Here is a 25,486-nt window from a genome sequence, read left to right as displayed (position 1 = left end):
TTCTAGCGACGCCGCTCGCGCGCGCGCCCCCCTGCCATCGTCTCCCCGGACGCCACCCGCTGGCGCCGGTTGGTCTTCGGGTCCACCTGCAGCGGGCGGTAGATCTCCACGCGATCGCCATCGGCCAACACCAGCGCCCCATCGACCTGATGCCCGTAGACGCCTAGCGGCGCACGCTCGATCGCATACTCCGGCAGTGCCTCCACCAAGCCTGAGCGAGTCACCGCCTCGCGCGCCGTGCTGCCCTCGGGCAGCTGCAGAGCCACGCGATGTTGCACATCCGGGAGGGCGAACACTACCTCCACGGCGATCGTCGCGTCGTGCTCAGCCATCGGTGATGCTCAGCTGATCCCCGGCGCGCTCACCGCGTTCAAGAACACGATGGCCACCCCCGCCGGCGCCACGAAGCGCGCCAGGAACCGCCACACGGTGTAGGCGAGCGGTGAGACGTCGTCGTCCAGCTCTTCCGCGCTCGAGTTGCCGCACATCACCCAACTCGCAAACCACGTGATCGCGAGCCCCACCAGTGGCAGGAGGATGTTCACCGTCACATGCTCGAGGTTGTTGTAGAGCGTGCCCTGCCAGAAGCGCACGTCGGCGAGCATGTTGAAGGAGAAGATCGTGAGTAGCCCTAAGGACCACACGACGGCACCTAAGCCGATCGTTGCCCAGACCCGGGGCATCTTCGTAGTCTCCGTCAGCCAGGCCACGGCCGGCTCCAGCAGCCCGATCGCCGAGGTGAGCGCTGCCGTGGCCAACACCACAAAGAAAAAGGCACCGAACATGGAGCCGAGCTCCATACGCCCGAAGGCAAGCGGCAAGGTCTCGAACACCAGGCCCGGCCCCGCTGCCGGATCCAGGCCGAAGGCAAAGACGAGGGGGAACACGACGAGGGTGGCGAGCAGGGCGACCAGCGTATCCACCAGCACCACGGCCACCGAGGTGGCGGTGATCGACGCATCTTTGGGCAGGTAGGCGCCGTAGGCCATCACCGCCCCCATGCCGAGGCTCAGGGTGAAGAAGGCATGGCCGAGCGCCACCAGGGCGCCCTCGGCGCTGAACTGCTTGAAGTCGGGCTTGAACAGGAAGCGCGTGGCCTCACCGAGTTCCCCGGTGCTCGCCGCGAAGCTGACAAGAATCAAGAGCAGCAGTAGCAGCAGCGGCATCAAGATGCGCACCGCGCGTTCGAGCCCGTCGCGCACGCCGTTGGCCACGATCAGCACGGTGATGCTCATGAATACCGTGTGCCAGAGGATCAGTCGCGGCCAGTCATGGGTCAGGGCCTGGAAGCTCGCTGCCACCACGCGCGGTTCGCTGTCGGTGAAGCTGCCGCGCGCCGTCTGCACCACGTACTCCAGAGACCAACCGGCCACCACGGAATAGAAGGACAAGATGACAAAGCCGGAGATCACCCCGGCCAGGCCCACCAGGCGCCACCAGTGGTTGCTCGCCTCCTCCTCGCCGAGCAGGCGCATGGTGGCGATGGGATTGCGCCGGCCGCGTCGCCCCAGCATGACCTCGGACACCATCATGGGCAGCCCGATGGCGAAGACGCAGAGCAGGTAGAAGAAGACGAAGGCGCCACCACCGTACTCGCCGGCGATGTAGGGAAACTTCCAGAGATTGCCGAGGCCCACCGCTGACCCCGACACCGCCAGAACGAAGGCGGTGCGTGAAGACCAGAGCCCTTGGAGGGACGTGCGGGAGTTTGCAGACATGACGCCTGACGGCAGTGTCGTGGGTGTCGGCCGGGGCCAAGTGACGGCGGATTCTGCGCCTTTTGCTGCGGAGTAACAACCGGCCGCCCGGCGTATACTTCCGCCCATGGCTGGAAAGAAAAAGAAGGGCGGCGCGAAGGCGCCGTCGCGGATCATCGCGCGCAACAAGCGGGCCACCCACGACTACCACGTGGAGCGCCGCTTCGAGGCGGGCCTGTCCTTGCTCGGCTGGGAAGTGAAGAGCCTGCGCGAGGGTCGCGTGCAGATCACGGAGAGCTACGTGCTGCTCAAGAACGGCGAAGCCTGGTTGTTCGGGGCCCGCATCTCCCCGCTGTTGTCTGCCTCGAGTCACGTGATACCAGATCCAGGAAGATCTCGTAAGCTACTGATGCATAGGCAGGAATTGAATTCACTGATCGGCTCGGTCGAGCGCAAGGGCTACACCCTGGTGCCCCTGCAGCTCCACTGGAGCAACGGAAAAGTGAAGTTGGAACTGGGACTTGCGATCGGTAAGAAGAAGCACGACAAGCGCGCCGCTGAGAAGGATCGAGATTGGCAGCGTGATAAGGAGCGACTGAAACTCGCTAGATAACAGTTAGTTGCAGAACTTACCTCAGGTAAGATTTAGATCCCCTATGGTCGGCGATGGCGACTGTCTGCGCCGCTCGTGAGCTGGACAGTGGCCTCAGCGTCGCCCTTCCGTCCCCATCACCTTGCGTACCCTCTCGAAATCACTTGAAAAGTCCGCCCAGCGGCCTAACCTATTGAGTTCTTGGGGGGCGACCTGGCTTCGACGTGGGTCGCGAAACTCCGGGTGCATGCCGAGGTGCAGAGTGCCTCGTTAAATACGCTGCAAATCGATTAGTTGCCAACGACGACAACTACGCACTCGCTGCCTAAAAAACAGTAGATTGCCTTTCGCCCGTCGCGTGCCTGTGCGTGGCGGAACCGAGAGTCATATTTCACAGGATCGCGCCAACGTTTGTTCAGGGCGGAACGCGCTAAAACCCTACTGGACTGGCTAGTGGTCTTCCCTGCTCATCGGGTAGCTGCTAGCGAGACTCAAAGGTGAGATAAGCATGTAGAGCTCGGAGCAGAGGGCTTGCGGACGCGGGTTCGATTCCCGCCGCCTCCACCATCTTTACCTGACAAGGCCGTCCCGAGGACGGTCTTTTCAGTTGTGCCCTTGCCAAGGGACACTCAGGCACATCGGGTCGGGGGCATCTCCGTCTCCAACGTCACCTCCGCCGCCAACCGCTGCCTACGCAACAGCTGTGCGTACAGACCCGATGCCTGCGCCGACAGCTGCTGGTGCGTGCCAACCTGCTCGATCCGCCCCTTGTTCATCACCACCAGACGATCGACGTGCGCCACCGTGGAGAGGCGATGGGCGATGATGACGGTGGTGCGGCCGACCATCAGCCGCGCCAACGCTGCCTGCACCAGTCCTTCGCTCTGCGAGTCGAGGGCGCTCGTGGCCTCATCGAGGATCAGAATGCTCGGGTCTCGTAGCAACGCGCGCGCGATCGCGACGCGCTGCTTCTGGCCACCGGAGAGTTGCAGCCCACGGTGCCCTACTTCGGTCTCGTAACCACCCGGGAGTTCGGCGACGAAGCTGTGGACGCTGGCGTCGACCGCCGCCGCCATGAAACGCGCCTCGTCGATCGCGGCCGCCGCGTCACACCCGTACACCATGTTCTCCCGTATCGTGCCGGTGAACAGCACAGGCTCCTGTTCGACCACCGCGATGTGGGCGCGCAGGGCAAGGCGATCCATTTCGCGCACGTCCATGTCGCCGACGCACAGGCGCCCCTCGCTGGGCGGATAGAAGCCGAGGAGCAGGTTGACCAGCGTGGTCTTGCCGGATCCCGAGGGGCCGATCAACGCCAATTTCTCACCGGGGGCGACGGTCAGGGAGATGCCCTCCAGCGCGCGATGCCCCGCACGGGTCGGATAGGCAAAGGACACCGCCTCGAATTCGATGCAGCCGCTCGCTGCCGCTTGCCGCGATCGCGCCTCACGTTCACCTCCAGCCCCACGGCCAGGCTCGGGTGCGTGTTGCAGCAGCTCGAAGGCTCGCTCGGTGGCGCCCACCGATTGCATCCATTCGCCCCAGAGCGTGCTCAACGTGCCGACGGCCCCCGCGGCCATGTTCGCGTACAGGACGAAGCCGGCGAGATCGCCGACGCTGATCGTGCCGGCGGCCACCAGGCGGCCACCCCACCACAGGGTGACCAGCAAGGCGCCCCCCTGAACCATGGCGTTCACCCCCTGCACCCCGGCGAACATGCGGTTGCAGGCGAGCGAGTGGTCGAGCGCGTCCTGCGTGGCGCGGCCGTAGCGTGCGGTTTCATTCGCCTCCTGGGCGAAGGCGTGCACGACGCGCACGTTGGATAGCGTCTCCTGCGCGTGTTGCGCACAGGCCGCGAGGCGATCTTGGCGGGCCATCGAGTGGGTCTTGATCAACCCGCCGATCCAGCGCGCGGACACCACCATCGCCGGCGCGATCAGCAACGCCACCCCGGCCAGCGTCGGCGACAAGACCAGCAGCATGCTGATACTGCCCAGCGCCATCAGCAGGGTCTGCATGAAGAGCGCCGTCTCCACGGTCAGGGTGGATTGGATCTTCTCGACGTCGGCTGCGAGGCGGTTGGTGAGATCCCCCACGTTCTGGCGATCGAAAAACGCGATCTCCCGCCGCAGCATGGCAGCGTAGAGGCGATGCCGGAGCCTCGCCACGATCTTCGATCCGGTCGAGGCGAAGAGGTAATACTGACCGCTGGCTGCCGCGGCCTGCAGGACCAGCACCAGCGCGCCGATGAGCAGCGCGGCGCCGAGCCACGCGAGGTCTTGCTCGACCACGATATGGTCGATGAACCAGGAGAACACCAGGGGGTACGCCAACTGCGAGCCCGATGCGATGACCAGCAATCCCAAGCCGCCGAGCAGCGGCCAACGAAATTCCTGCAGCAGCCCGAGGCGGCTGAGCCCCTCCGCCTGCCTGCGCCAGCGCCCCGCCGACCGCGACATCAGCTCGCCTCCCGCATGGAGGGCGCGGCGAGGATCTGGTCCACGAAGGCCCGCCAGTTCTCATCGCCGATGAAGTCGCCGGCCCTGACCACCTGTTGGTCGTCAACGAACAGGTACAGCGGTGCTGCGTAGCGCGGATTCAAACGCTGGTACGCACGCCGATCGAGGCGAACGACGCGCGCTCGCAACGCATCCCGCTGGATGAACCTGCGCAGCCGCGCCGGCGGCTCCTGGGAGAGCAACCAAAGCTGAACGCCGTGCCGCTCCATCGGCTCCAGTAACTCCTCGAGCACCGGCAGCTTGCGCCGGCAGTCACCGCACGCGGTGGACAGGAACACCAACACGTTGGCTTGCCCTGCGAGGGCGGCGTCTGCGACGGGCGTACCGTCAACCAGGCGCCTCCCGGAGAACTCGGGGACGGTCGCGTCGATCGCACAGGTGAGCGCGGGCTCGGCGGTCATCGCGTGGCGGAGGCGCGAGGACAGCCGCTGCGTGAGCCACAGGTTCAGCGCGACGGCGGGGACGAGCACGATCAGCAACGCCGTGACGAGTGGGTCAGCCAAGGGGGGCCTCCTCGGTGGGCGTCGCCAGCAGCTGGACCACCGTTCCCAGATGCGCGCTCATGAGGAAGCCTACGAGGCCAGCCGCCGCTACTGACAACCAGGTGCCGAGCGCCAGCGGCGCCTCACCCGCGCCCCAGCGCATGGCCAGCACACAAGCCCCCACCAGCGTGATGTTGCGAAGCAAGTCGGCGGCGCCGAGCGGTTGCGTCGCCTGACCGAAGCAATAGCAGTACACGGGTTGGCGTCGCAGCAGCACCGAGGCGATCAGCAGCCCGAAGAGCGCGAACAGCACCAGGGCGGCGCGCACCCCTAGGTCCACCGTCTGCGCCACGGGCATGAGCAACGCAGCCGCCACCGTCGCCTCGAGCGCGATGAGTCCCCAGGCCACGAACGGCCCCAGGGCATCGGGCACACGGAATTGATCGGTGAGACTGACGATGAAAGACCTTGTGGCCAAGCACTTGCCGAGCACGGCGACCACCAGGGTGATGGCCACGAACAGCCGTGCGATCTCCGCCAGGTACACCGGCGTGGTCATCCGTTCCCCTCCCACGTGAAGCCCATGCCCTGGTGGCTGACCCGTCGCCACCGAACGCGGGCGCGCGTCGCGACCACCGTGTCCGTCCAGTCTTCGTCGTCGCGCGTGCGCGTGCCTGCGCCCAGTCGCGTGCCGAGCCTGCGTGCGACCGCCCAGCTCGCGGGTTCGATCGTCTCGTCTGAGGCGACGGACAAGCCGAGCAGCTTCAACTCCTGGGCGGTGACCGCGTAGTTGTGCGAGTGGTGCTCGAACAGCAGGCGATCGACGATCTCGCCACGCGCCTGCGAGGAGCGCTCGCACCGATGCAGGGCGAGCAGCTCGTGGGCGATGGTCTTCACCTCCAACGTGGTCCGGTAGAAGGCCGTCAGGGTGGTGGGGAACATCGCTTCGGCCATGGTGCTCAGGGCGTTGGAGCGCACCTCATCGTCGCTCAGGTGGAACCACGCCTTCGCCATCTCACCGAATAAGCGCACGTCTTGGCTCGACACGGCCGCGGGCCCGCTACCCTCCCCCGTGCCGGATAGCTGTGGGTCGATGGGCGAGAAGATCGACGCTGGGCTCGCCACGATGTGGTCCCCGCTCAACACCGTCAGCGTGCCGGCCGACTCGCAATAATGGGGGGCGATGAACGTGATGTGCTCGAAGCGCTCGCGCAGCAACAGGGCGATACGCCGGGCCGCGTTGACGATGCCACCGCGAGTGTAGATCAGCACGCCCAGGCGCTCGTGACCGTCGATCGTGTGCAGCGCCTCGTACAGCTCGGCGACCAGGTCGAGCTCCAGGTTCACCGCACCGAGCACAAGAACGGGATGGCCGAGGTGGGTCTCGAGTGTGTTCAGTTCAGGAAAGCTCAGCACGGCGCCCTACCTCGCGCCCCGCAGCAGGCAGGTTGCCACCGCCTCGGTCATGCGCAGCTCCGGGACCAGCTCCTCGACGTAGAGGTACTGGCCACCGGGGTTGTTCTCCAGGAAAACGTACTCATCGTCCTCGGTCACGATGATGTCGAGGGCTCCGTAGGTAAGGTCGTAGCTGTGCACGAACGCGCGACAGCGATCGAGCAACGCGGTAGGCAGCTGCGCCGTTTCGTAGCGAATCTCTGCCGCGTAGTTGCGTACGTCCACCGCCGTACGCGGATCGTCCTGCGAGTGGATCCGAGCCGCGAACACGTCGTTGCCGATCACAGTCACCCGCAGTTCATGCTTCTTGCGAACGTGCCGTTGGAAGAACGATGGCATCACCGCGACGGACTCCACGAGATCCAACTCATCTTCCCCAACGGGCGTGGTGGGAATACCGTCGACCATGCGATCCCGATCGCTCACCTGCTCCGCCGCGAGCAATGGCGAGGACAGGGACTTGAACACGATGCCAGGCTGTGCCCGATGGAACTCCCGCACCGCCGACGGCTGGTTGGTGATGAGCGACGGCGGCACCTGGAAGCCCATACTTGCGGCCCGCAACAGCTGCTCGCCCTTCCACCCCGCTGCGCGCAAGGCCCGCGGGTGGCTCATCCAAAAGCAGTCGAGGCTGTAGAGGAGCCCCATCAGGATATGCTCGACCTCACCGCTCGCGTAGGCGCGCTCCTGAGCGCTGAGCGCATCGCTTGCGAAGGTGAACTCTCCTCGCTTGCGCATCCACACGGCGCCGACCTCATCGATCGACAGCGGCGCCTGACCCCCGCCCTGCAACTGCCCGTGCCAGCGCCCCCGGGAGAACGCCAACTCGAGCGCGTAGTCGCGAGGAAATCTGTCTAAATTCAGGTGGAAGGCGGGCGGTGCGGCATCCGCGATACGCCGCGCAACGCGCTCCGCGTGAAGGTCGCCCGTGTGCGTGACGATCAGAATACGCTTACTCACACTGCCCTACCCCTGGCGTCGAGGCGCACTGGAACACCACGCGCACCCGTTGGTCTCGGTGAGATGGGCATGCCGGTGACGGTATGCGGCATGCCCAACTCGTACGCTAGCTCGCTAGTGACCTAGCAGAAGTTACCGCCGTCGCCCCAGGACGGGCAGAGCACATGACCGCGAAGGTTGACGGTGCAACCAGCCGCGGATACGCCGTCGCGGGTCTGCCACTGCGTACGCTTCTGCGACTGGTGCTCCGACTTCTTCGTTGCTAGCTTGAACGCAAACAGCTCGCCAGACGTTTTCGAGGTGGGTTTGGTCATCGATCGCTCCTTGGATGAAATTGAAGTCCGCTTTATGTCAAACGGCATCTCCAGGAGTAGCACGAACTTCTTGGGAAATGAAACGGCTTTTTGCAAGAGGTCGTCGTTTTTTCAACAATACAGCAAATGGATTCGCGAGTTGCCCACGACCTGCACTTTGCACCTTTCGCCCCTATCGACCGCCTAACGGAATAGTCTTGACTGCCAGGTCACGACTGACCTAGGCGACAGAGCACTGCCTATGAAATTACTTCGCCGTTAGTTGATTCAGCAAGCGTGCAACACTTACTTTCGACGAGCAGCAGCAGCTTACGGCTGTCGAACTCATAAACACGACAGGACGCGGCGCCGACCCTAGGGCAAGGAACAGTGTCGCTAGGGGAGGTCTATTCGGCGGGCGCCGAAGGAAACTAGTCGTCCGACCCCATCCCGGTAGGCTTGCCATCGAGGCTCTTGGTATTTTTGGCCTGCCAGTAGTCCTCGATACCCGCGCGCCCCTTGTTGTCCGCCCATTTGGCCAGCGTCGGCCGCTCGCCCTTGGCCTCGAAGTACGGCACGGCGTACCCGCACGAGGTTTGCACCAAGGTGAGCTCCAACTCGAATAACTGCCTGGCGCCCGTGAACGAGGGGAACAATCCGATTCGCTCCGACCACGCCGGGTCGTCGGCGTGAATCACCGTGGCGTTGCCGTAGAGGCGCAGGATGAGCGGTTGGCGGTCGAAGGAGCAGAACATCAGCGTCATGCGCTGATTCTCGAGCACGTGGGCTGCGGTCTCGTTACCACTGCCCGTCAGGTTCAGCCAGATGACCTTCTGCTCATCCAGCACCCGCAGCGTATCCATGCCCTTCGGGGAGACGTTGACGTAACCCTCGGCACCGGCGGTGGCCACGAAGAACAGGTGCTGCTGCTGGATGAAGTCGATGTGCTTGTCCAGGAGCGCGGGGAACTGATCGGCCATAGCGGTCATCCAGGTCGGGTGTGACCTAGAGTGCCATAGGCGCAAGGACGGCTTCGAATGTGAAGCCACCCTGCCCCTGCAGGCCTCGCCGGCGCCTACGCCAAGCTCGGCATCTCACTGGGTGGGATGAGAGCGCCGCGGTGCTGGATGACCCGCGCCGCTAGTCGGTTCCCCATCGCCGCCGCCTCCGTGGGCGAGCGGCCGCCGAGCGTAGCCGCGAGAAACGCGGCGTTGAAGCTATCACCGGCACCGGTGGTATCGACGGGCTGGATCACTTGCTCGACGGCGACGTGGGTGGGGTCCACCACCCCCTCCCTCACCACGTAGGCGCCGTTGGGACCGTTCTTGACCACCACGAGCCCAGCGCCGAAGGATCGCCATCGGTGTGCGTGCTCAACCGGCGTGGACGGGCCGAACAGCTGGTCATCATCCTCGCTGGTCGGCAGCACGATGCTGGCCGTTTGGCCTACCTCCGTGAGGCAACCGCGAGCCTGGTCCGTGGACTGCCAACCGTAAGGACGGTAGTTGCCGTCGAAGGCGACCTCCACCCCTCGCCGGCGACAGGCTCGTGCCACTTCCAGCAGCTGATTGCGCTGCTGGGGCTGTAGGATCGCGAGGGAAATGCCACTGAAGTAGAACAGGTCACTCTCCCACGCGCTGCCGATGGCGGCGGGCGCCTGCGCCAGGGCGAAGAAGTCCCGCGCTGCCGACTGATCGCGCCAGTAGGTGAAGAAGCGCTCGCCCGCTTCGTCCGTGCGAATGGCGTAGAGGCCCGGCACCCGCGTGGGGTGGCGTACGATGCGGTCCGTGCTCACGCCCTCGCCGTTCAGGCGCTCGACGATCGCTTGCGAGTACGTGTCTTCCCCCAAGGCCGTCACGTAGCTCACCTCATGGCCAAGGCGCGCGAGGTACACCGATGTGTTGAGGGTATCGCCGGCGATACCCAACTGCGCAGCGCCCAGGACGCTCCCGGAGGCGGTGGAGGCGAGCTCCAGGAGGGGCTCACCGAAGACGGTGATACGGGCCATCGCTCGGCACTCGCTGACGCTTAGGAGAAGAAGAGGCCGCCGTTGATATCCACGTTCGCGCCGGTGACGAAGCTCGATTGAGGCGAGGCCAGGTACCATACCAGGTCCGCCACCTCCGAGGCCTTGCCCTCACGGCGCAGCGGGGTCGCCCCGGCCACGTTCTTGCGGATCTCGTCCTTGGTGAACGTGTCGTGGAAGGTGGTGCTGATCATCCCCGGGCACACGCAGTTGACGCGGATACCCGAGGGGCCGAGTTCCTTGGCCATCGCTCTGGAGAAGGTCATCACTGCGCCCTTGGAGGTCGCGTACGCGGAAGCGCCACCGCCACCGCCGTCGCGGCCTGCCTGGGAAGCGAAGTTGACGATCGTCGCCCCTTCGCTCATGTAGGGCACCACGGCGTGCGTGGCGAGGAACGTGCTGGTCACGTTCAAGCGCATCAGCCGGTCGAAGAACTCATCGTCCATCTCCGCAAGCGCCTTGCGCGCGACCAGGCCGCCGACCACGTTGACCAACACATCGATCGAATCACCGTAGGCCTCACGGGCCTTGGCCACGAGGTTGTCCACGTCCTGCTTCTTGGTCATGTCCCCGGCGACGGCGATGGCCGTCCCCCCTGCCTGCTCGATGCTCGCCACGGTTTGCGCACCGGAGTCTGGGTTGCTGCAGTAGTTGACGACGACCCGGGCCCCCTCGGCGGCGAGCTTCTCGGACACGGCGCGGCCGATGTCACGGGCACCCCCGGTAACGATGGCGACCTTTCCTTCGAGCGTTTTCATAATCGTTATCCTTCGCTGTGATCTGCTTCTGTGAGTGAGTGTTCTTGGTAGAGGTAGGGTCCGCGCCAGCGGTAGACCTGATCCTTCATGGTCAAGGCGTGGGTGGTCTCGGGCGCGGGATCGCCGTTGGCAACGATGAAGACGCGCTCTCGCCCGTCACGGGCGATGAGCAACACGGCGGTGTAATCCCCGTCATCTCTCAGCACCTCGATGTCGGCGATCTGGCCTACGGGGCCATCCGTGAGCTCGGTCACCGGGCTGTAGTGGCCATGCGGCTCGATGACGCTCGCGAACAGGGTGTCGCCGTCGGCTTGTCGGCGGATGATCAGGCCTGCGTCCCGACGCAGGTTGAAGTTCGGGTCGTTGGCGCCAAGGCGAGCGAACACCCATTCGTCGCCGGCCGCGACAGCGCTGGTCAGGGTGTAGAAGCGACCGCCGGCCAGCCATTGGAAGCGAGCACGAGCACTCTCCCCACCCGGTCGGCCGTGCGCCTCCACCCACAGGTGTTGATAGCCGTGGCTCGCGCCCAGCGCCGCCTTGGCCTTCGGCGGCGTCACCGTGAAGTCAGCGCCCAGGTGTTGGCCCATGTACCAGAAGGGCAGGTCGTAGCGATGAACGCCATCGCTCGCCACGCGGAGGAGGTCGATCACCACGGGCTCGCCCGCGACCTGCACCATCGCCATCGTGCGACGCAGGGTGGTGTCCGGATAGGCGGCCGCAGCAGTGGCGCTCACCACGTGCGCCCCAGCCTGGCTTGCGTCGAAGAACGCCAGGTCGGCGTGGTGCTGACTGGCGATCTCGTAGCGACCTTCGAAGTGGGAGCGCTCGTCCCGCACCAACGTGTTGTGCGCGATTGTCTGTTTCGCCCAACTCGTGTTCTCCGGGAGGTAGTTGCCGCCCCCTTTCTGGCCGATGTTGACGAAGCGCGCCATGCCGTAGTCCTGCAGCACTTCCTGCCCTTCGGCATAGAGGGAGAACGCGAGCTTGTCGTAGTGGCCGTGACTCAGCCCCTGCGCGGAGTACTTGAATACCAGGGTCAGCGGTGTGGTCGGCGAGCGCAGCACCGCGAGGCCACCCTCGCTGCCCTGTGCACCGTCAGCGTAGTTCACCGAGTGGCGGACCAGAGGTTCGCGGAGCCCTTGGTGGAGATCACGAGCGACGGCGAAGCCGGCGTCGTCCAGAGTCACGCGCCCTTGGGCATGCGCGATGTCGAGCAACTGCGGGTCGTGGTCGCCCGCGTGATAGGCGATATCCACCGCTGTGACTACGGACTCGGTGAGCCAGGACATACCCTTCTGGGCATCATTGAGCGGGAAGAACTCACCGTCGGCATCCGTCAGGTTCAGCAGCGCCTTGATCGCCTTCAGCAACACGCCGTCCTTGTAGCCCATGATCTGCAGTTCGGGGCGCGCGTTCTGCAGGCTCTGGCCGAAGATCAGAAACGGGTACATCGCGTAGCGCTGGTAGTACGGTCCCTCCGTGTAGTAACCGTCGGGGGAGAACGGCTCATCGAGGTTGGCGAGAAAGCCCGCCACCTGGCCGCGCTCGCGGATGAAGCCGCCGTCGTCGTCACGGGCGCTGAAATCGGCGTCTTCGATCTGCAACCCGTAGAGCGCCCGCTGCACCAGCTCCTCGTCCTGCATGACGAGACCGATCATGCCGACGGCCGCAGTGCCCCAGGTGCTGTGGTTGTGGATGCGATTGAAGAACTGAGGATTGCCGACGGACAGAAAGTCGGCGAACGGGCGAAATAGGTTCGTCTCCAAACGCTCACGCTGCTCCACGCTCAGGTATTCGTAGATGGCGTCGTAGCCCTGACTCGCGTAGAGCAACCAGTTCGCATCGTTCAGGCACTGCCAGAACAACTTGCCCCGCGCGTAGGACCGCTCCTGGGGATGCAGGGGCAACTCTGCGTACATGCCCTCGTACTGCAGCAGCATGTCCCGCAGGTAGACGGCGTACTTCTCATCCTCGAGGAGTTGATACAAGGCACCGGCCTTCGGCATCAGCAGGAAATTGCGTTTGTGGCGCTCGTGGCTATACCCGCCGGAGAAATCGCGCGGAGGTGGCGTGTGAATGCCGGTGGCGATCTCCGCGTCCACTTCGGCCGTCACCCGCGCCAGGGTGGCGTCGAACAGCGGCGTGCGACCGAGCCCCGCGCGAATCCGTTGCACGCCCTCCTCGGTCATGACCAGCTTCGGGTGCTCCGCGAACGCGGGACGAACGAGTGCAGCCCCGATGGCGAGCACCAACACTCCCCACACCAGCCACCCGGGGCTACCCGAAGCGCGCAGCAAGCACCCAGCGCGTTGTCCTGGGGGTGCTGGCCGGGAATATTGGTCTAAGCGCATATCGATACTGTACAGATCAATCACTCAAAACTGAACAGGCCAAATGACCCTGAATCAGCTCGATTCCCTATACCACTGAGTGCATCCACTAGCGATTCGTGCTACACAAATATCCGCAGAATGCCCCATAATTGGACTGACCAATCTAGGAGAGCAGTCCCTTGAGTGATCACCGCCTCTACCAAACCGTGGCCGAACGGCTGAAAAAGCGCATCGCCGACGGCGTGTACAAACCAGGCGATCGGCTACCGGGAGAGCGGGAGTTGGCCGACGAACTCGGGGTGAGCCGCGTCACGGTGCGGGAAGCGGAGATCGCGCTACAGGCGATGGGGTTTATCGCCGTCAAGCCTGGCTCCGGTGCCTACGTCATCGACCGCATCGCCACCGATCATCCCGGTGACGTGCCCGCGGTCACCGCGTTGGAGCTGACCCAGGCGCGCCTGCTGTTCGAATCGGAAGCCGCCGCGTTAGCCGCCCGCGCGATCTCCGACGAGACCCTCGTCCACCTGACCGCACTCGTCTCGGTGATGTCCGAGCCCGACCCGAGTGGCGCCGACACCTCCCTGGATGCAGATCGGCAGTTCCACCTGACCATCGCGGCGGCCTCGGGCAACGCAGCGGTGCAAGACACGATCGAGCGGCTCTGGCGCATGCGCACGGAACTGCCCGCCGTACAGCAAGCCCACGCCGCGGTCTGCTGCGACGACATGGCGAAGGAACGGGGCAAGGAACACGAACGCATCCTCGACGCCCTCAAGCAGCACGACCCGGCGGCAGCCCGAAGCGCCATGCAGGATCACTTCTCGCGCCTGCTGGCGTCGATCATCGACGCCTCGGAGGCGCAAGCCGTCGCCGCCCTGCGCGTCGAGGCGGCGGCGCGCAGGCAACGGTTCCTGCAGAACCTGCCCCAGTCGGACGCCGGGTGACAGCGATGATCCAGTACACCCCCACAAGACTCCCCCTGGCCTGCCTGCTAGGTACCCTCCTGGCCTCGTCGACCTGCGCGGCTGTCGCAGCACAGAGCACGCGAGTGACCTCTTTGGCGGAGTTTCAGGCGGCCACCGCCAGCCTCAGCCCCGGCGATACCGTCGTCCTCAGCAACGGACGCTGGCGCGACGTGGAGCTGGTACTGAAGGGCGTCGGGCGGGAGGACGCGCCCATCACCCTGCGCGCCGAGACGCCGGGCGAAGTGCTCATCACGGGCGAGTCCAACCTCTCGCTGTCCGGTGAACACATCGTCGTCTCCGGACTCGTCTTCAGGGACGGCTTCACCCCGACCAGCGAGGTGATCTCCTACCGCACGGCGAAGGACCAGCTGGCCAATCACACGCGCGTCACCAACGTGGTCATCGACAGCTTCAGCAACCCCGAGCGCCACTCCGCGGACACCTGGGTGGCGATCTACGGCAAGCACAATCGCTTCGATCACAACACCCTCCTGAACAAGGGCAACCGAGGCGTCACCCTCGCCGTGCGCATGAACACGGAGGCGAGCCGGGAGAACGGCCACATCATCGAGCGCAACTACTTCGGCCCCCGGCAGACGCTCGGTTCCAACGGCGGTGAAACCCTGCGCATCGGCACCAGCCATTACTCGCGCGAATTCGCCAACACGATCGTGCGCGAGAACTACTTCGACCGCACCAGTGGTGAACTCGAGATCATCTCCAGCAAGTCTTGTGGTAACCAGATCCGCGACAACGTGTTCTTCGAGAGCCAGGGCACGCTCACCATGCGCCACGGTCACTACACCACCGTGGAGAACAACTACTTTCTCGGCAACCGCAAGCCCAACACGGGTGGCATCCGTATCATCAACGAGCACCAGACGGTGCGCCACAACTACCTCTACGGGCTTACCGGCCATCGCTTCCGCGGCGCCCTGGTGATCATGAACGGCGTGCCCAACGGCCCCATCAACCGCTACGACCCCGTGATCGACTCGGTCCTCGACCGCAACGTGGTCATCGACAGCGACCACATCCAGCTCTGCGCGGGGGCCGACGAGGAACGCTCAGCACCGCCCACGGGCACGACGATGCACGACAACATCATCCTGTCGCAGACCACTCCCGCGCCCTTCACGGTGTACGACGACATCTCCGGTATCAGCTTCGATGGCAACATCCTGAGCGACGGCGCCAGCGCCCCCCTCGAGCAGGGCTTCGAGCATGTGCCCTACGCCGTGCGGACCACCGATGAGGGCTTGCGCGTGCCCGAGGACTCCCTGCTCGAGCGTATCGGCTTCGACGACGTGCGCTTGCCGGTGACCAAGCGCGACACCGGCGCCGCCTACTACCCCAAGCAAGAGATCGCCATGGCGTTTCGCAGCGGGCGCGAAATCCCCGTCGCACCGGGCACCAACACGATCCTGGAGGCCATGCGCGAGAGCCAGCCGGGCGACGTGCTCGTGCTGGAGAACGCCGGCGAATACCTGCTCACCAAGTACGCGCCGACCTCGCACACCCTCACGATCCTGGCGCGCGCCGGGGAGAAGCCGGTCATCCGCTCCGAGAAATCCAGCTTCTTCATCATCGACAACGGCGGCTCCCTCGAGCTCGACAACCTCAGCATCGATGGCGCCGAGTCCCCTGACCTCGCTGGCAACAACGTGATCAGCACCAGCCGCTACTCGATGAATCAGAACTACTCGCTGGTGGTTCGCAACAGCCGCGTGACCAACCTCGACGTCAACCACAGCTACGATTTCCTCAAGGTGTATCGCAGCACCTTCGCGGACCGCATAGAGATCCTCGACACGGCGATGATCAACATCACCGGCTCGATCCTGGCGTTGGATAAGGAGACCGACGACCTCGGCATCTACAACGTCGAGAACCTACGGGTGGAGCGCAGCACCTTCGAGGACGTACAAGGAGCCGTGGCTAACCTCTACCGGGGAGGCACGGACGAGAGCACCTTCGGTCCGATCGTGACCATCGCGGACAACACGCTGACCAATGTGGGCCTGGGCAAGCGCAACAAGTCGGGCGCCTCGATGCTGTTCCATGGTGTGCAGAAGCTGCACATCAGCGACTCGAACTGGGACGGCAGTGCCCCCTTGACCCTCTTCCTCACCAACGGTGAGCCCATCACGCAGATTCGCGATGTGGTCATGAAGAACACGCAGCCCATTCGGGCCAACCACGCGGGTTACGAGGCGGAGAACGTCACCTACCAGTAGCGGCCGCTTCTCGACCGCCTAGCCCAGCAAGCTCGGCAGCCACAGGGACAGGGCCGGCACGTAGATCACGGCGATCAAGGCCAGTATCAGCGCCCCGTAGAAGGGCCATATCGTGCGCACGGTTTGCTCGATCGGTATCTTGCCGATCGCGCAGCCCACGAACAGCACTGCCCCCACCGGCGGGGTGACCAGGCCGATCCCCAGGTTGAGCAGCAGCATGATGCCGAACTGCACCGGATCCATCCCCAGCTCCGAGGCCATCGGCAGGAAGATCGGCGTGGTGATGATGATCAGCGGCGCCATGTCCATGAAGGTGCCTAGCAACAGCAACACGACGTTGATCAGCAGGAGCAGCAGCAGCGGGTTCTCGGTGATACCGCGCAGGAGCGCCGCCAGCTGCGTCGGCGCCTCCAGCAGGGCGAGGAGCCAGCCGAAGGCGCCCGCGGCCCCGATCACGATCATCACCATGGCCGTGGTGCGCACGGAGGCCGTGGTCGCGGCTAGGAAGCCCTCCCAGGTCAACGAGCGATACACCAGCACCGCCACCAGGATGGTGTAGACGACGGCGATCGCGGCCGACTCGGTGGGGGTGAACACACCCGATAGCACGCCGACGACGATGATCGCTGCCGCGAGCAGACCGGGTATGGCGGCCGCGAACGCGGCGACGAACGCGCGCCAACCGGGAAACGCCCCTTGGGGGTAGTTGCGTTTCGCGGCCACCGCGTACGCGGCCACCATAAGCAGGAGTCCGGTGAGGATGCCGGGGATAACCCCCGCGAGAAACAGGTCGGCCAGGGAGATGCTCACGCCGGCCGCGGCTGCATAGATGATCATGTTGTGCGACGGCGGGATCAGCAATCCGGTGATCGCCGAGGTGGCGGAGACGTTGACCACGTAGTCCTTGTCGTAGCCTTTCTCCTCCATCATCGGACCGAGGGTCGAGCCGATGGCCGACACGCTGGCGATGGCGGAGCCGGAGACGGCGCCGAACAACATGGACGCCCCCACATCGACCTGGCCCAGGCCGCCGCGCGTACGCCCCAACGCGGCATCCGCCACGCGAATCAAACGCTCGGCGATGCCGGCCCGGTGCATCAAGTCACCGGCGAACACGAAGAACGGAATCGCCATCAGGGCGAAGATGTTCATGCTCGCGGCCATGCGCTGAAAGGCGACGACCAGCGGGATGTCGAGCATGGCGAAGGTGACCAGGGACGCTAGCCCTAGGGCGAACGCCACCGGCACGCCGATGAGCAGCAGCGCGATCAACACGCCGATGAGTACCGTCAGTTCCATGCCTGGGGCACCTCCGTGTTGCGCAGTTCCGCGACGAGCTGTTCCAGCGAGAACCCGGCGATCAGCCCTCCCGACAGGGCGATGGGGACGTAGGCGAATCCGCGCGCAATCCCGAGCGTCGGTATCACGTGTTGCCAGGTGGCCCGCGCCAGCTCGATACCGAACACCACCATCGCCACCCCGAAAGCCACCACGATCAGGTGCGCGATCACGCGGACGGGCCGGCGCAGCGCGGATGGCAGGTTATCGGCGAAGACGGCGATGCGGATGTGAAAGCCTTCGCGCACCCCTGCCGCCGCGGCGATGAACACGTACCAGATCATAAGCAGGAGCGCCGCCTGTTCGGCCCAGGCCGGACTGGCGTTGAGGACGTAGCGAGCGAACACCTGCAGGCCGATGATGGCCGTCATGACCAGCAGGCCGAGGGCGGCAAACCACTTCGCCAACACGCTGATCTGGCGGCTGCCCGCCCATGAAGACCTATCCATTCTCATCGCCTAGTTGTGCACCGAGATTCACGATGTCGTCCACCACTCCACGCATCTGCCGCGTGGTCACGAAGCGATCCCAGACCGGCAGCATCTGTTCGGAGAAGGCGGCGTGATCGACCGCCTCGACCACCTGGACGCCGGCGTCGGCCACCCGTTGCCGGGAGATACCCACCCGCTCATCCCACAGGGCTCGCATCACGGGGACGGAGTCGGCGGCGGCGGCCTGCAGATAGGCCTGTTCCTCCCCGGACATTCGGTCCCAGCTACGGCGTGAGCCCACCACCAGTTCCGGCGCCATCACATGGCGGGTCAGGCTGAAGTGCTGGGCGGCTTCGAAGTGACGCGAGCTCTCGTAGGACGGGTAGTTGTTCTCCGCCCCGTCCACCACCCCCTGCACCAGGGACTGGTACACCTCGCCGTAGGGGATGGGCGTCGGGTTGGCGCCGAGGGCCTGGATCATCGCCACGTAGATATCCGACTTAGGCACGCGGATCTTCATGCCCGCGATGTCCTTGGGCGAGACGATCGGCCGCTTGGTGTTGTAGAAGCAGCGCGCCCCCGAGTCGTAGTAGCACATGCCGCGCAGGCCGAAGGGCATCATGGCGTCGAGGATCTGGCGACCGATGGCGCCGTCGAAGGTGGCCCGCGAGTGGGCGATCGAGCGGAATAGAAACGGCAAGGCCAGCACGATGGAAGCGGGGACGATCGAGTTCACCGGGGCGAGGTTGACCCGGGTCAAATCGAGCCCGCCGAACACGGCGATCTCGAGCGTATCCTTCTCCGCACCTAACTGGCCCCCGGGGTAGACCCGCACCCGCATCTCACCGTTGGTGCGCTCGTCGAGCAAGCGATCGATCGCGTGCAAGCCCTGGGTGGTGGGGTAGTCGTCCGGCTGCGAGTCCGCGGCGAACAGGGGCCGCGCGCCGCGACGCCTGGCGCAGCCGGTCAGCAGCAACGGCGCTAGCAGCAGGGTCCGCCGAGTAATCATCGGCCCAACCATCCGCCATCCACTGGCAGCAGCGTGCCGTGGATGTAGTCCGCGGCGGACGAGGCCAGGAACACGGCTGCGCCACCGAGATCGGCAGGGTCACCCCAGCGCGCGGCGGGGATGCGCTCGAGGATCTGTCGGTTGCGCACCTCGTCGGCGCGCAAGGCGGCCGTGTTGTTGGTGGCGAAGTACCCTGGGACGATCGCATTCACGTTGATCCCGGCGCCCGCCCATTCGTTGGCGAGCAAGCGGGTCAGGCCTGCGAGTCCGCTCTTGCTGGCCGTGTACGACGCCACCCGGATACCGCCCTGCAACGACAGCAACGAGGCGACATTGATGATCTTGCCGCGACGCTGATCGCGGATCATGGACTTGGCCGCCGCCTGCGCCAGGAAGAACGGCACCTTGAGGTTGGTGCCCAGCACATCGTCCCAATCGTCCTCGCTGAAGCTCAGGGCGTCTTCGCGCCGGATAATGCCAGCGTTGTTGACCAGGATGTCGACGGGACCCAGCGCCTGCTCACATTGCTCGATCACCTCCGGCGCGACGGCAGCCGTGCTGAGGTCGGCCATGACCACAGCACTCTCCCCCCCTAACTCTTGGATGAGGCGCTCCGTCTCCTTCGGCTCCGAGCGCCCGACCAGCGCTACGCGGGCACCAGCGCCGGCAAGAGCCACCGCCATCGCTTGCCCCAGGCCTGTATTGGCGCCCGTGACCACGGCGACCCTACCCGTCAGGCTGAATAGCGGTGTGCTCATGCTGGCCTACCCTGTGTGTCGATGTTGATGGGCGCGCCTCGGGGCATCACGATCTCGGGCGCCGGGTGGAGTCTCTCTCGATCAAACGGGGGGTGGTCTCGTTAGGCCCCGTCGCCTTGCTGTCGTCGCTCTCGAACTCGAACAGTCGCTCGGCCGCCAACCTACCGATCTTGCGAGCCGGCGTACGCGCCGTCGTGAGTCGCGGCCACACGCGAGTGGCCGTCTCGAAGTCGTCGAAGCCCACCACCGACAGTGCGTCCGGTGGCGTCTGGCCGGCCACGTGCAAGGCCTGCAACACACCTGCGGCCATCTCGTCGTTGGAGGCGAACACCGCGGTCGGCGGCGGATCGAGATCGAGAATCTCCGCCCCGAGCGCCAGACCCGACTCGAAGGTGTAGTCACCTTGCAGCACGTACTCGGGGGGCAGCGATATGCCGAACTCGGCCAGCCCTTCCTCGAAGCCTGCCCGGCGCTCGTGCGACGAGCGAAAGCTGCGACGCCCCACGAGTACCGCCAAGCGCTTGTGCCCAAGGTGCGCCAGGTGCCGAGCGGCCTCTCGCCCGCCCACCCGATCGTTGGTCACGATCATGCGCCGCTCCATGTCGAGGGCGATGGAGGCGATGCGAATGTACGCGCAACCCAGCTCGCGCAGCACTTCGGCCAGGCGTTCGTCTTCGGACACCGACGGCGTCAGGATCACGCCGTAGAGCTTCTGCACCTCCACGAAGCGGCGGGCGTCTTCGACGAAGGTCTCGCTCTTTCGATCGCACGGGTGCACCACGAGTTCGTAGCCGGTCTGGCGCAACACGTCGAGGATCCCGTGCTGGATGTTGACCACGTACTGCGGGGTGGGGTTATCGGTGATCAGGCCCACCAGATAGGAACGGCGCGACGCGAGCCCGCGCGCCTGTGGATCAGGGCGATAACCGATTTCGCGGATCAGCCCCTTGATGCCCTTGCGCGTGGCCTCGTTCACGGTGGGTGAATCGTTGATCACGCGCGAGACGGTTTTCTTTGAGACGCCCGCCAACTCCGCCACGTCGCGGATGGTCGGCTTACGGCCCTCTTTGTTGCTCTCGACCCACCGTCGCGCCGCGGCTGCGTAATCGATGGCTGATTTTCGACTGGTTCGTCCCACCTGAGCGATCCTCTAGTGCTCCGCTGAGGCCGCACTGTCCGGCATCGGCTGCCTGGCTTCGAACGTCACATCGAACGCGCCAACGCCACCGAACTGGACCTTGGCATGCGAGTCCACCGTCACCTCGTGGATACCGGTCAAGGCTCCACACGAGACGAAAGTGCCCGCCTCCAAGGTCAGGCCACGGGCGGTACACAGGGCGAGGAGGAAGCGAAGCGGCGCCAGCAGGCCGCCCTCGACGTCCGTCACCGTAGCCGCGCCAGCGAGCACACCGTCGACGTGCACCCTAGCGCTGAGCTCCTCCTCCGCGAGCGTGTGCCACTGGGGAATCGCCGGCCCCACGAGCAACCCTCCGTTGTTGCCGAAGTCGCACACCACGCACACGGGGCCGATACGGTTGATGTCCGCCATCGGGCTGCTGGCGATCTCCGCACCCACGTGCAACGTGATGCGTTCGATCAAGTCGTCGTCACCGTAGACTCGACCGTCCGGCGGGAACGCCTCATCGAGGCAAAAGATGAACTCCGCCTCCACCGCCGCAAAGCCGCCCTCGAAGATCGCCATAGTGTGCTGCTCGCCCACGGCGGTGTGCGCGAGCGATGCTCGATAGATCGGCCCCGAGAGGCGCGCCGCGCCGAGCACCTCACGCAGATCAGTGGGCACGCCGCCCACCTTCCAGCCAGCCACCCTGTCCGGCCAACGCGCCATCGATGCGCTCTGCACGGAATAGGCGTCCTCGAGGCTGGCCGGGAGTTGACCCGGGAAGCTATCGAGGGCCCGTGCGCCCAAGCGGGCACTCACCAGGCGCTGCGACACCTCTTCGAGCGCTGGGGAAAGCGGTCGCGGCTCGGCGGGATCGTTCTCCAATGGCATTCAGGTCATCCTTCGCGAGAAGATCTACCGAACAAACTCACTCGGTGAGACGGCATACACTGAACCGCCAATGGCTCGAAGCATTCGAGACTTATTGTCACCGGTGTCAAGAATAACGCCTCGTTTCGCGCTTTTCTAGCGGCTGTGGGCAATGTCCTGGCGGCCAATCACGAAGGCGAGCACCTCCCCGGCAGGGTACCAGCGAGCCTCAGCTCGCCAATCTTCAGGAGAACGGCAAGCAGTCGATCCATGCCACCGTGCCCCTCCCCACCTATGATCACGTGCACTGGCGCGCCGGACATGGGGGATGTCTCAGCAGACAATCCCCACCCGACCGCCCGGAAAGCCCCCGGCAAGCTGCCGGGGCTTTCTGGCTGTAGCGTCAGTGTGGGCCGCTTGGAAACGGCCTATCAGAAGCGATAGCTCGCACCGAGCGCGAGGCGTCGGTCCGGGAAGCCGACGAAGCACAGGGGCCCGGTCTCCGCCACGCAGTGCTGATCGATACGCTCCTCCGTGATGTTCACGGCCTGGAACTCGACCGCGAAGTTATCGGTGAAGGCGTAGTTGATGCTGGCGTTGAGCTGACCGCGGTCCAGCGTGTTGACGGGGAAGCTGAAGGTGCTGCTACCGCTGGTGTTCGCACCACCACCGAAATCCTGCGTGCGGAAGCCCTCGCGCCAGGTGTAGCGCACGCGGGCGGAGAGACCGAACTTCTCGTAGAAGAGCGTGACGTTGTAGGCGTTCTTCGAGAAGTCGAGCAGCCCGCGGGGGATGGAGACATCCCCCAGCACATCCAGGCCACGACCGGAGGTGGTGTCGATGACCGAACCGCCGCTGAAGTCCTGGTAGGTGTAGTTGGCGAGGATGCCAAAGCCGGACGCCCACCCGAGGGTATCTTCGAAGGCGGACAGGTTGTACTGGAAGGCGAGTTCGATGCCCTGCTGCGTGGTGGTCTCCGGATCGTTGGTCGGGGTGGTGCGATCCACGCATAGCCCCATGGTATCCGGGTCTCCCAGGACATTGGGGATGACGTTGGGGTTGAAGATACCGCCCCCGGGGCAGTTCGGATCCGTCTCACGGGCGAGACCGCTGGTGGTGGTCGGATCGTCGACCAGCAAAGCGCCGTCGAAGTCGACCCCAATGATGTTGGTGCGTTCCTTGCGGAAGTACCCGATGCTGGCGATGGCCGCTGGCGCGAAGTACCACTCCACGGAGAGGTCGTAGGAATCCACCTCCTCGGGCTGCAGGTTCGGATTACCAAGGGCGATGACCGAGTTCTCCTGATCGTCCGCCGCGAAGGCCGTGTTCACATCACTGAAGTTCGGGCGACGAATGTCAGACCCGAAACCAAGGCGCACGAGCAGATCGTCGCGCGGCTGGATCACGAGGTTGGCGCGAGGCAGGAAGAAGTCCGCGTTGCCCTTAGTGGACTCGAGGGCACGTACCCCGTTCTGGTCGGCGAAGCCGAAGGCCACGGAGTCCGTCTCCGTGTCGACGTAGCGCAGGCCGACGTTACCGCGCACGATGCCGGCCTCGAAGTTGGCCTGGGCGTAGAAGGCGATGGTGTCCTCGGTGACATCGTAGAACTGGTTCTCGTCCGAGGCCAACATCAGGATGTCGGGGCTGTCCGGATCGTGCTCGATCACCGCGTCCTGGAGGATCTGAACCGTGCCATCAGGATCGGAAAAGGCCCGGTTGGGATCGACCAGGAGGAAGTTGGAGATGAACAGATCCCGGCCGTCGGCATCGCCGTAGTTGTCTGGCCCCGGGACCAGCAACTCCTCGAACAGCAGGCCGCTCGGGCTATCTACCAGCTGGCTGAAGCCACCGATACGATCCTCGATGTCATCGAAGCGGCTGGACGCCTGGTTGTAGCGTGCGCCGAAGTCGATCGACGTGAAGGCCTTCCACTGGAGATCGACGTTGAAGTCGAGGCGGAACGCCATGTCTTCGTTCTCGGTGGTGTTACGACCGACGATCACCTGATCGAGCACGACGTTGGCGGGGTCCGTCAGGTCTGCGACGGTCGGCGCGAAGGGCGAGTTGAAGTTGATGCCCCAGGCCAGTGACCCGTCGGAGAGGTCGTAGATGAAGGGCACGCAGTTGTCGTTGCTGGTGCCGTCCTGCGGACAGTTGGGATTGAGGAAATTGAGCGTGGTGCTCAGGTTCGGGTTCTCCGTGTCCGAGGTGGTCGAGGCGATCTCGCCCCGGACGGTCCAGCGATCACCGGTCCACTCCGTCGCGAAGGCAAACACCTGGCTGTCGGTCACTCGCGAGCCCGTGTCGCTCGAGAAGCGCAGGTTCGGGTCGTCGTCGTCGTTGGCCAGGTCAGGCTCGAGCTCACCGCGCAGGGCCGCTGGGAATTCACCGGGTCCCACGCCGAAGTCGACGATCTCGAAGGCCGTGGGAATGCTGATGTTTCGTAGCGTGCTGACGCCGGAGGCCTGCAGACGGTAGCTATCCTGGCTGCGTTCCTGCTCGTTGATGATGGCGTCGAAGCTGAACTTCAGCTGGTCGCTCGGTGCCCACTCCAGGGTCGTCGCGATGTTGGTGGTTTCGTAATCGAAGTTCTCCTGCTCCTGCACCAGGAACTGGATGCCGAGGAACTCGGCAGGGTCTGCGCCGGGCGGCGAGGCGATGTTGTCGCGGTCCGTACGTGGGCGGAAGGACACGGACTCCTGCTCCGTGTAGCTGCCGCTGACGACGAACCCGATCGACCCGATGCCCGTGTCCCAGGAATTACCGAAGGCGCCTGACAGGCGGGGCTGGCGGCCGTCAGTCGTGAGACTGCTATCCTCCACCTGGATCCGCGCCGACGCCAGGATCTCCGAGAGCTCCAACGGGCGGATCGTGCGCAGGTTGATGGTGCCGCCGACCGAGCCCTCGATGGTCTTGGCTTCGGGGGACTTGATCACCTCCACGGCGGAGATGATCGCGGGGTTGACGTCTTCGAAGTCGATACCGGTGCGGCTCGACCCGGAGGCGACGGTGGACACACCGTTGAACTCGACGCGATTCGCGTTGGTGCCGCGAATCTGCACGCCCGTGCCGACGCCCGCCGTACGCGTGATCTGGATGCCCGTGACGTTCTCGAGCACTTCAGCGAGGTTCTGATCCGGCAGCTTACCGATGTCCTCGGCAACGATGACCTCGACGAGGTTGTCGGAATCGCGCTTCTGGTCGATCGCGCTCGCCAGGGATCCGCGGATGCCCTGAACGACGACTTCGTCGATAGGCCCTTCCTGCTGCGCGTTAACGGTGGCTGGTGCCGCCATGGCGGCGGCATAGACGGCAAGCGCAGACGCGCTGAGACGATGTTTCACTGGTTTGACCCCCCCGGATCCGGAAACTGCGTTAGCGGAAACCCCATTGGCTCCCTCAGCGTCAAGCATACGCAAAATGTCACCGGTGTCTACACCGATTGCATATCGCGTCCTAAGCCTCCAGGAGTCGCGCTGCAGTTGCCGGTTGCCAGAGCGTGGGCTACGGTCTTGGTCAGGAAATGCGACGCGAGCTCCGACCGTTGAAAGGACAATAGCTCATGCAAATTAACTACTTATCGCGAATGGCGATGAGCCTGCTGGCAATGTGGTCGGCAGCGGCACTCGCCGTGGGGACTTCG

General features: G+C 64.8%; 22 protein-coding genes and 1 other RNA gene. 4 read left to right on the top strand and 19 right to left on the bottom strand.

What is annotated here, in order from left to right; genetic code table 11:
* Positions 1 to 2: 2 nt before the first annotated feature.
* Both AAF184_01430 and AAF184_01425 read right to left on the bottom strand, forming a co-directional pair.
* Positions 3 to 332, bottom strand: a complete 330-nt coding sequence (locus tag AAF184_01430) for an RnfH family protein (protein MEO0420966.1) — start codon at positions 330 to 332, stop codon at positions 3 to 5.
* A gap of 9 nt (positions 333 to 341) precedes the next feature.
* Entirely contained in the window at positions 342 to 1,718 is a 1,377-nt protein-coding gene (locus AAF184_01425; GenBank protein MEO0420965.1) for a sodium-dependent transporter, read from the bottom strand.
* Between the two features lie 106 nt (positions 1,719 to 1,824).
* Between AAF184_01425 and smpB the strand changes: the two genes are divergently transcribed.
* Both smpB and ssrA read left to right on the top strand, forming a co-directional pair.
* A complete protein-coding gene (gene smpB / locus AAF184_01420) occupies positions 1,825 to 2,310 on the top strand; it encodes an SsrA-binding protein SmpB (protein ID MEO0420964.1) in 486 nt (161 codons plus the stop codon).
* Positions 2,311 to 2,493: 183 nt separating this feature from the next.
* Positions 2,494 to 2,856: a transfer-messenger RNA gene (gene ssrA / locus AAF184_01415) on the top strand.
* Between the two features lie 62 nt (positions 2,857 to 2,918).
* Here the strand turns inward: ssrA and AAF184_01410 are convergent.
* The 10 genes from AAF184_01410 to AAF184_01365 form a co-directional block, all read right to left on the bottom strand.
* Positions 2,919 to 4,748, bottom strand: a complete 1,830-nt coding sequence (locus tag AAF184_01410; GenBank protein MEO0420963.1) for an ABC transporter ATP-binding protein — start codon at positions 4,746 to 4,748, stop codon at positions 2,919 to 2,921.
* Positions 4,748 to 5,311, bottom strand: coding sequence for a redoxin domain-containing protein (locus AAF184_01405; GenBank protein MEO0420962.1), 564 nt, complete (start codon positions 5,309 to 5,311; stop codon positions 4,748 to 4,750). The genes AAF184_01410 and AAF184_01405 overlap by 1 nt, the downstream gene beginning before the upstream one ends.
* Positions 5,304 to 5,849 (bottom strand): MauE/DoxX family redox-associated membrane protein, encoded by a 546-nt coding sequence (locus AAF184_01400; GenBank protein ID MEO0420961.1) that lies wholly within the window; start codon positions 5,847 to 5,849, stop codon positions 5,304 to 5,306. Before AAF184_01400 ends, AAF184_01405 begins: the two co-directional genes overlap by 8 nt.
* Positions 5,846 to 6,706, bottom strand: coding sequence for a hypothetical protein (locus AAF184_01395; GenBank protein MEO0420960.1), 861 nt, complete (start codon positions 6,704 to 6,706; stop codon positions 5,846 to 5,848). Before AAF184_01395 ends, AAF184_01400 begins: the two co-directional genes overlap by 4 nt.
* A 6-nt stretch (positions 6,707 to 6,712) precedes the next feature.
* Positions 6,713 to 7,705, bottom strand: a complete 993-nt coding sequence (locus AAF184_01390; GenBank protein ID MEO0420959.1) for an MvdC/MvdD family ATP grasp protein — start codon at positions 7,703 to 7,705, stop codon at positions 6,713 to 6,715.
* A gap of 122 nt (positions 7,706 to 7,827) precedes the next feature.
* Positions 7,828 to 8,019, bottom strand: coding sequence for a hypothetical protein (locus AAF184_01385; protein ID MEO0420958.1), 192 nt, complete (start codon positions 8,017 to 8,019; stop codon positions 7,828 to 7,830).
* A gap of 410 nt (positions 8,020 to 8,429) precedes the next feature.
* Entirely contained in the window at positions 8,430 to 8,978 is a 549-nt protein-coding gene (locus tag AAF184_01380; GenBank protein MEO0420957.1) for a pyridoxamine 5'-phosphate oxidase family protein, read from the bottom strand.
* Between the two features lie 95 nt (positions 8,979 to 9,073).
* Entirely contained in the window at positions 9,074 to 10,006 is a 933-nt protein-coding gene (locus tag AAF184_01375) for a sugar kinase (protein ID MEO0420956.1), read from the bottom strand.
* A gap of 20 nt (positions 10,007 to 10,026) precedes the next feature.
* The gene (locus tag AAF184_01370; GenBank protein ID MEO0420955.1) at positions 10,027 to 10,782 is read right to left on the bottom strand and encodes a glucose 1-dehydrogenase; all 756 of its coding nucleotides are present in this window, start codon (positions 10,780 to 10,782) and stop codon (positions 10,027 to 10,029) included.
* 5 nt (positions 10,783 to 10,787) lie between these two features.
* Complete coding sequence (locus tag AAF184_01365; GenBank protein ID MEO0420954.1) at positions 10,788 to 13,079, bottom strand: alginate lyase family protein; 2,292 nt, start codon at positions 13,077 to 13,079, stop codon at positions 10,788 to 10,790.
* 215 nt (positions 13,080 to 13,294) lie between these two features.
* Here AAF184_01365 and AAF184_01360 point away from each other — a divergent pair, with 215 nt between their 5' ends.
* Together AAF184_01360 and AAF184_01355 are read left to right on the top strand one after the other, a co-directional pair.
* Positions 13,295 to 14,059 carry a FadR/GntR family transcriptional regulator gene (locus tag AAF184_01360; GenBank protein ID MEO0420953.1) on the top strand — a complete coding sequence of 255 codons (765 nt, stop codon included), beginning with the start codon at positions 13,295 to 13,297 and terminating at the stop codon, positions 14,057 to 14,059.
* Between the two features lie 5 nt (positions 14,060 to 14,064).
* Positions 14,065 to 16,317, top strand: a complete 2,253-nt coding sequence (locus AAF184_01355; GenBank protein ID MEO0420952.1) for a polysaccharide lyase 6 family protein — start codon at positions 14,065 to 14,067, stop codon at positions 16,315 to 16,317.
* A gap of 18 nt (positions 16,318 to 16,335) precedes the next feature.
* Here AAF184_01355 and AAF184_01350 read toward each other — a convergent pair whose 3' ends face one another.
* The 7 genes from AAF184_01350 to AAF184_01320 all read right to left on the bottom strand — a co-directional run bounded on the left by AAF184_01350 (position 16,336) and on the right by AAF184_01320 (position 25,187).
* Positions 16,336 to 17,616: a TRAP transporter large permease gene (locus AAF184_01350; protein ID MEO0420951.1), complete on the bottom strand. Its 1,281-nt coding sequence runs from the start codon at positions 17,614 to 17,616 to the stop codon at positions 16,336 to 16,338.
* Entirely contained in the window at positions 17,607 to 18,104 is a 498-nt protein-coding gene (locus AAF184_01345; GenBank protein ID MEO0420950.1) for a TRAP transporter small permease, read from the bottom strand. The genes AAF184_01350 and AAF184_01345 overlap by 10 nt, the downstream gene beginning before the upstream one ends.
* Positions 18,097 to 19,095, bottom strand: coding sequence for a TRAP transporter substrate-binding protein (locus tag AAF184_01340; protein ID MEO0420949.1), 999 nt, complete (start codon positions 19,093 to 19,095; stop codon positions 18,097 to 18,099). Before AAF184_01340 ends, AAF184_01345 begins: the two co-directional genes overlap by 8 nt.
* Positions 19,092 to 19,853 carry a 2-dehydro-3-deoxy-D-gluconate 5-dehydrogenase KduD gene (kduD, locus tag AAF184_01335; protein MEO0420948.1) on the bottom strand — a complete coding sequence of 254 codons (762 nt, stop codon included), beginning with the start codon at positions 19,851 to 19,853 and terminating at the stop codon, positions 19,092 to 19,094. The genes AAF184_01340 and kduD overlap by 4 nt, the downstream gene beginning before the upstream one ends.
* A 46-nt stretch (positions 19,854 to 19,899) precedes the next feature.
* A complete protein-coding gene (locus AAF184_01330; GenBank protein ID MEO0420947.1) occupies positions 19,900 to 20,964 on the bottom strand; it encodes a LacI family DNA-binding transcriptional regulator in 1,065 nt (354 codons plus the stop codon).
* A gap of 39 nt (positions 20,965 to 21,003) precedes the next feature.
* Positions 21,004 to 21,864 (bottom strand): 2-keto-4-pentenoate hydratase, encoded by an 861-nt coding sequence (locus tag AAF184_01325; GenBank protein ID MEO0420946.1) that lies wholly within the window; start codon positions 21,862 to 21,864, stop codon positions 21,004 to 21,006.
* A gap of 410 nt (positions 21,865 to 22,274) precedes the next feature.
* A complete protein-coding gene (locus AAF184_01320) occupies positions 22,275 to 25,187 on the bottom strand; it encodes a TonB-dependent receptor (protein ID MEO0420945.1) in 2,913 nt (970 codons plus the stop codon).
* Positions 25,188 to 25,486: the final 299 nt, after the last annotated feature.

This window comes from Pseudomonadota bacterium (assembly GCA_039815145.1).
In the GTDB taxonomy this organism is placed as follows: Bacteria; Pseudomonadota; Gammaproteobacteria; order Steroidobacterales; family JBCBZW01; genus JBCBZW01.
The sequence above is the reverse complement of the archived record's forward strand: the minus strand, read 5'-3'. Positions and strand labels throughout refer to the sequence as shown.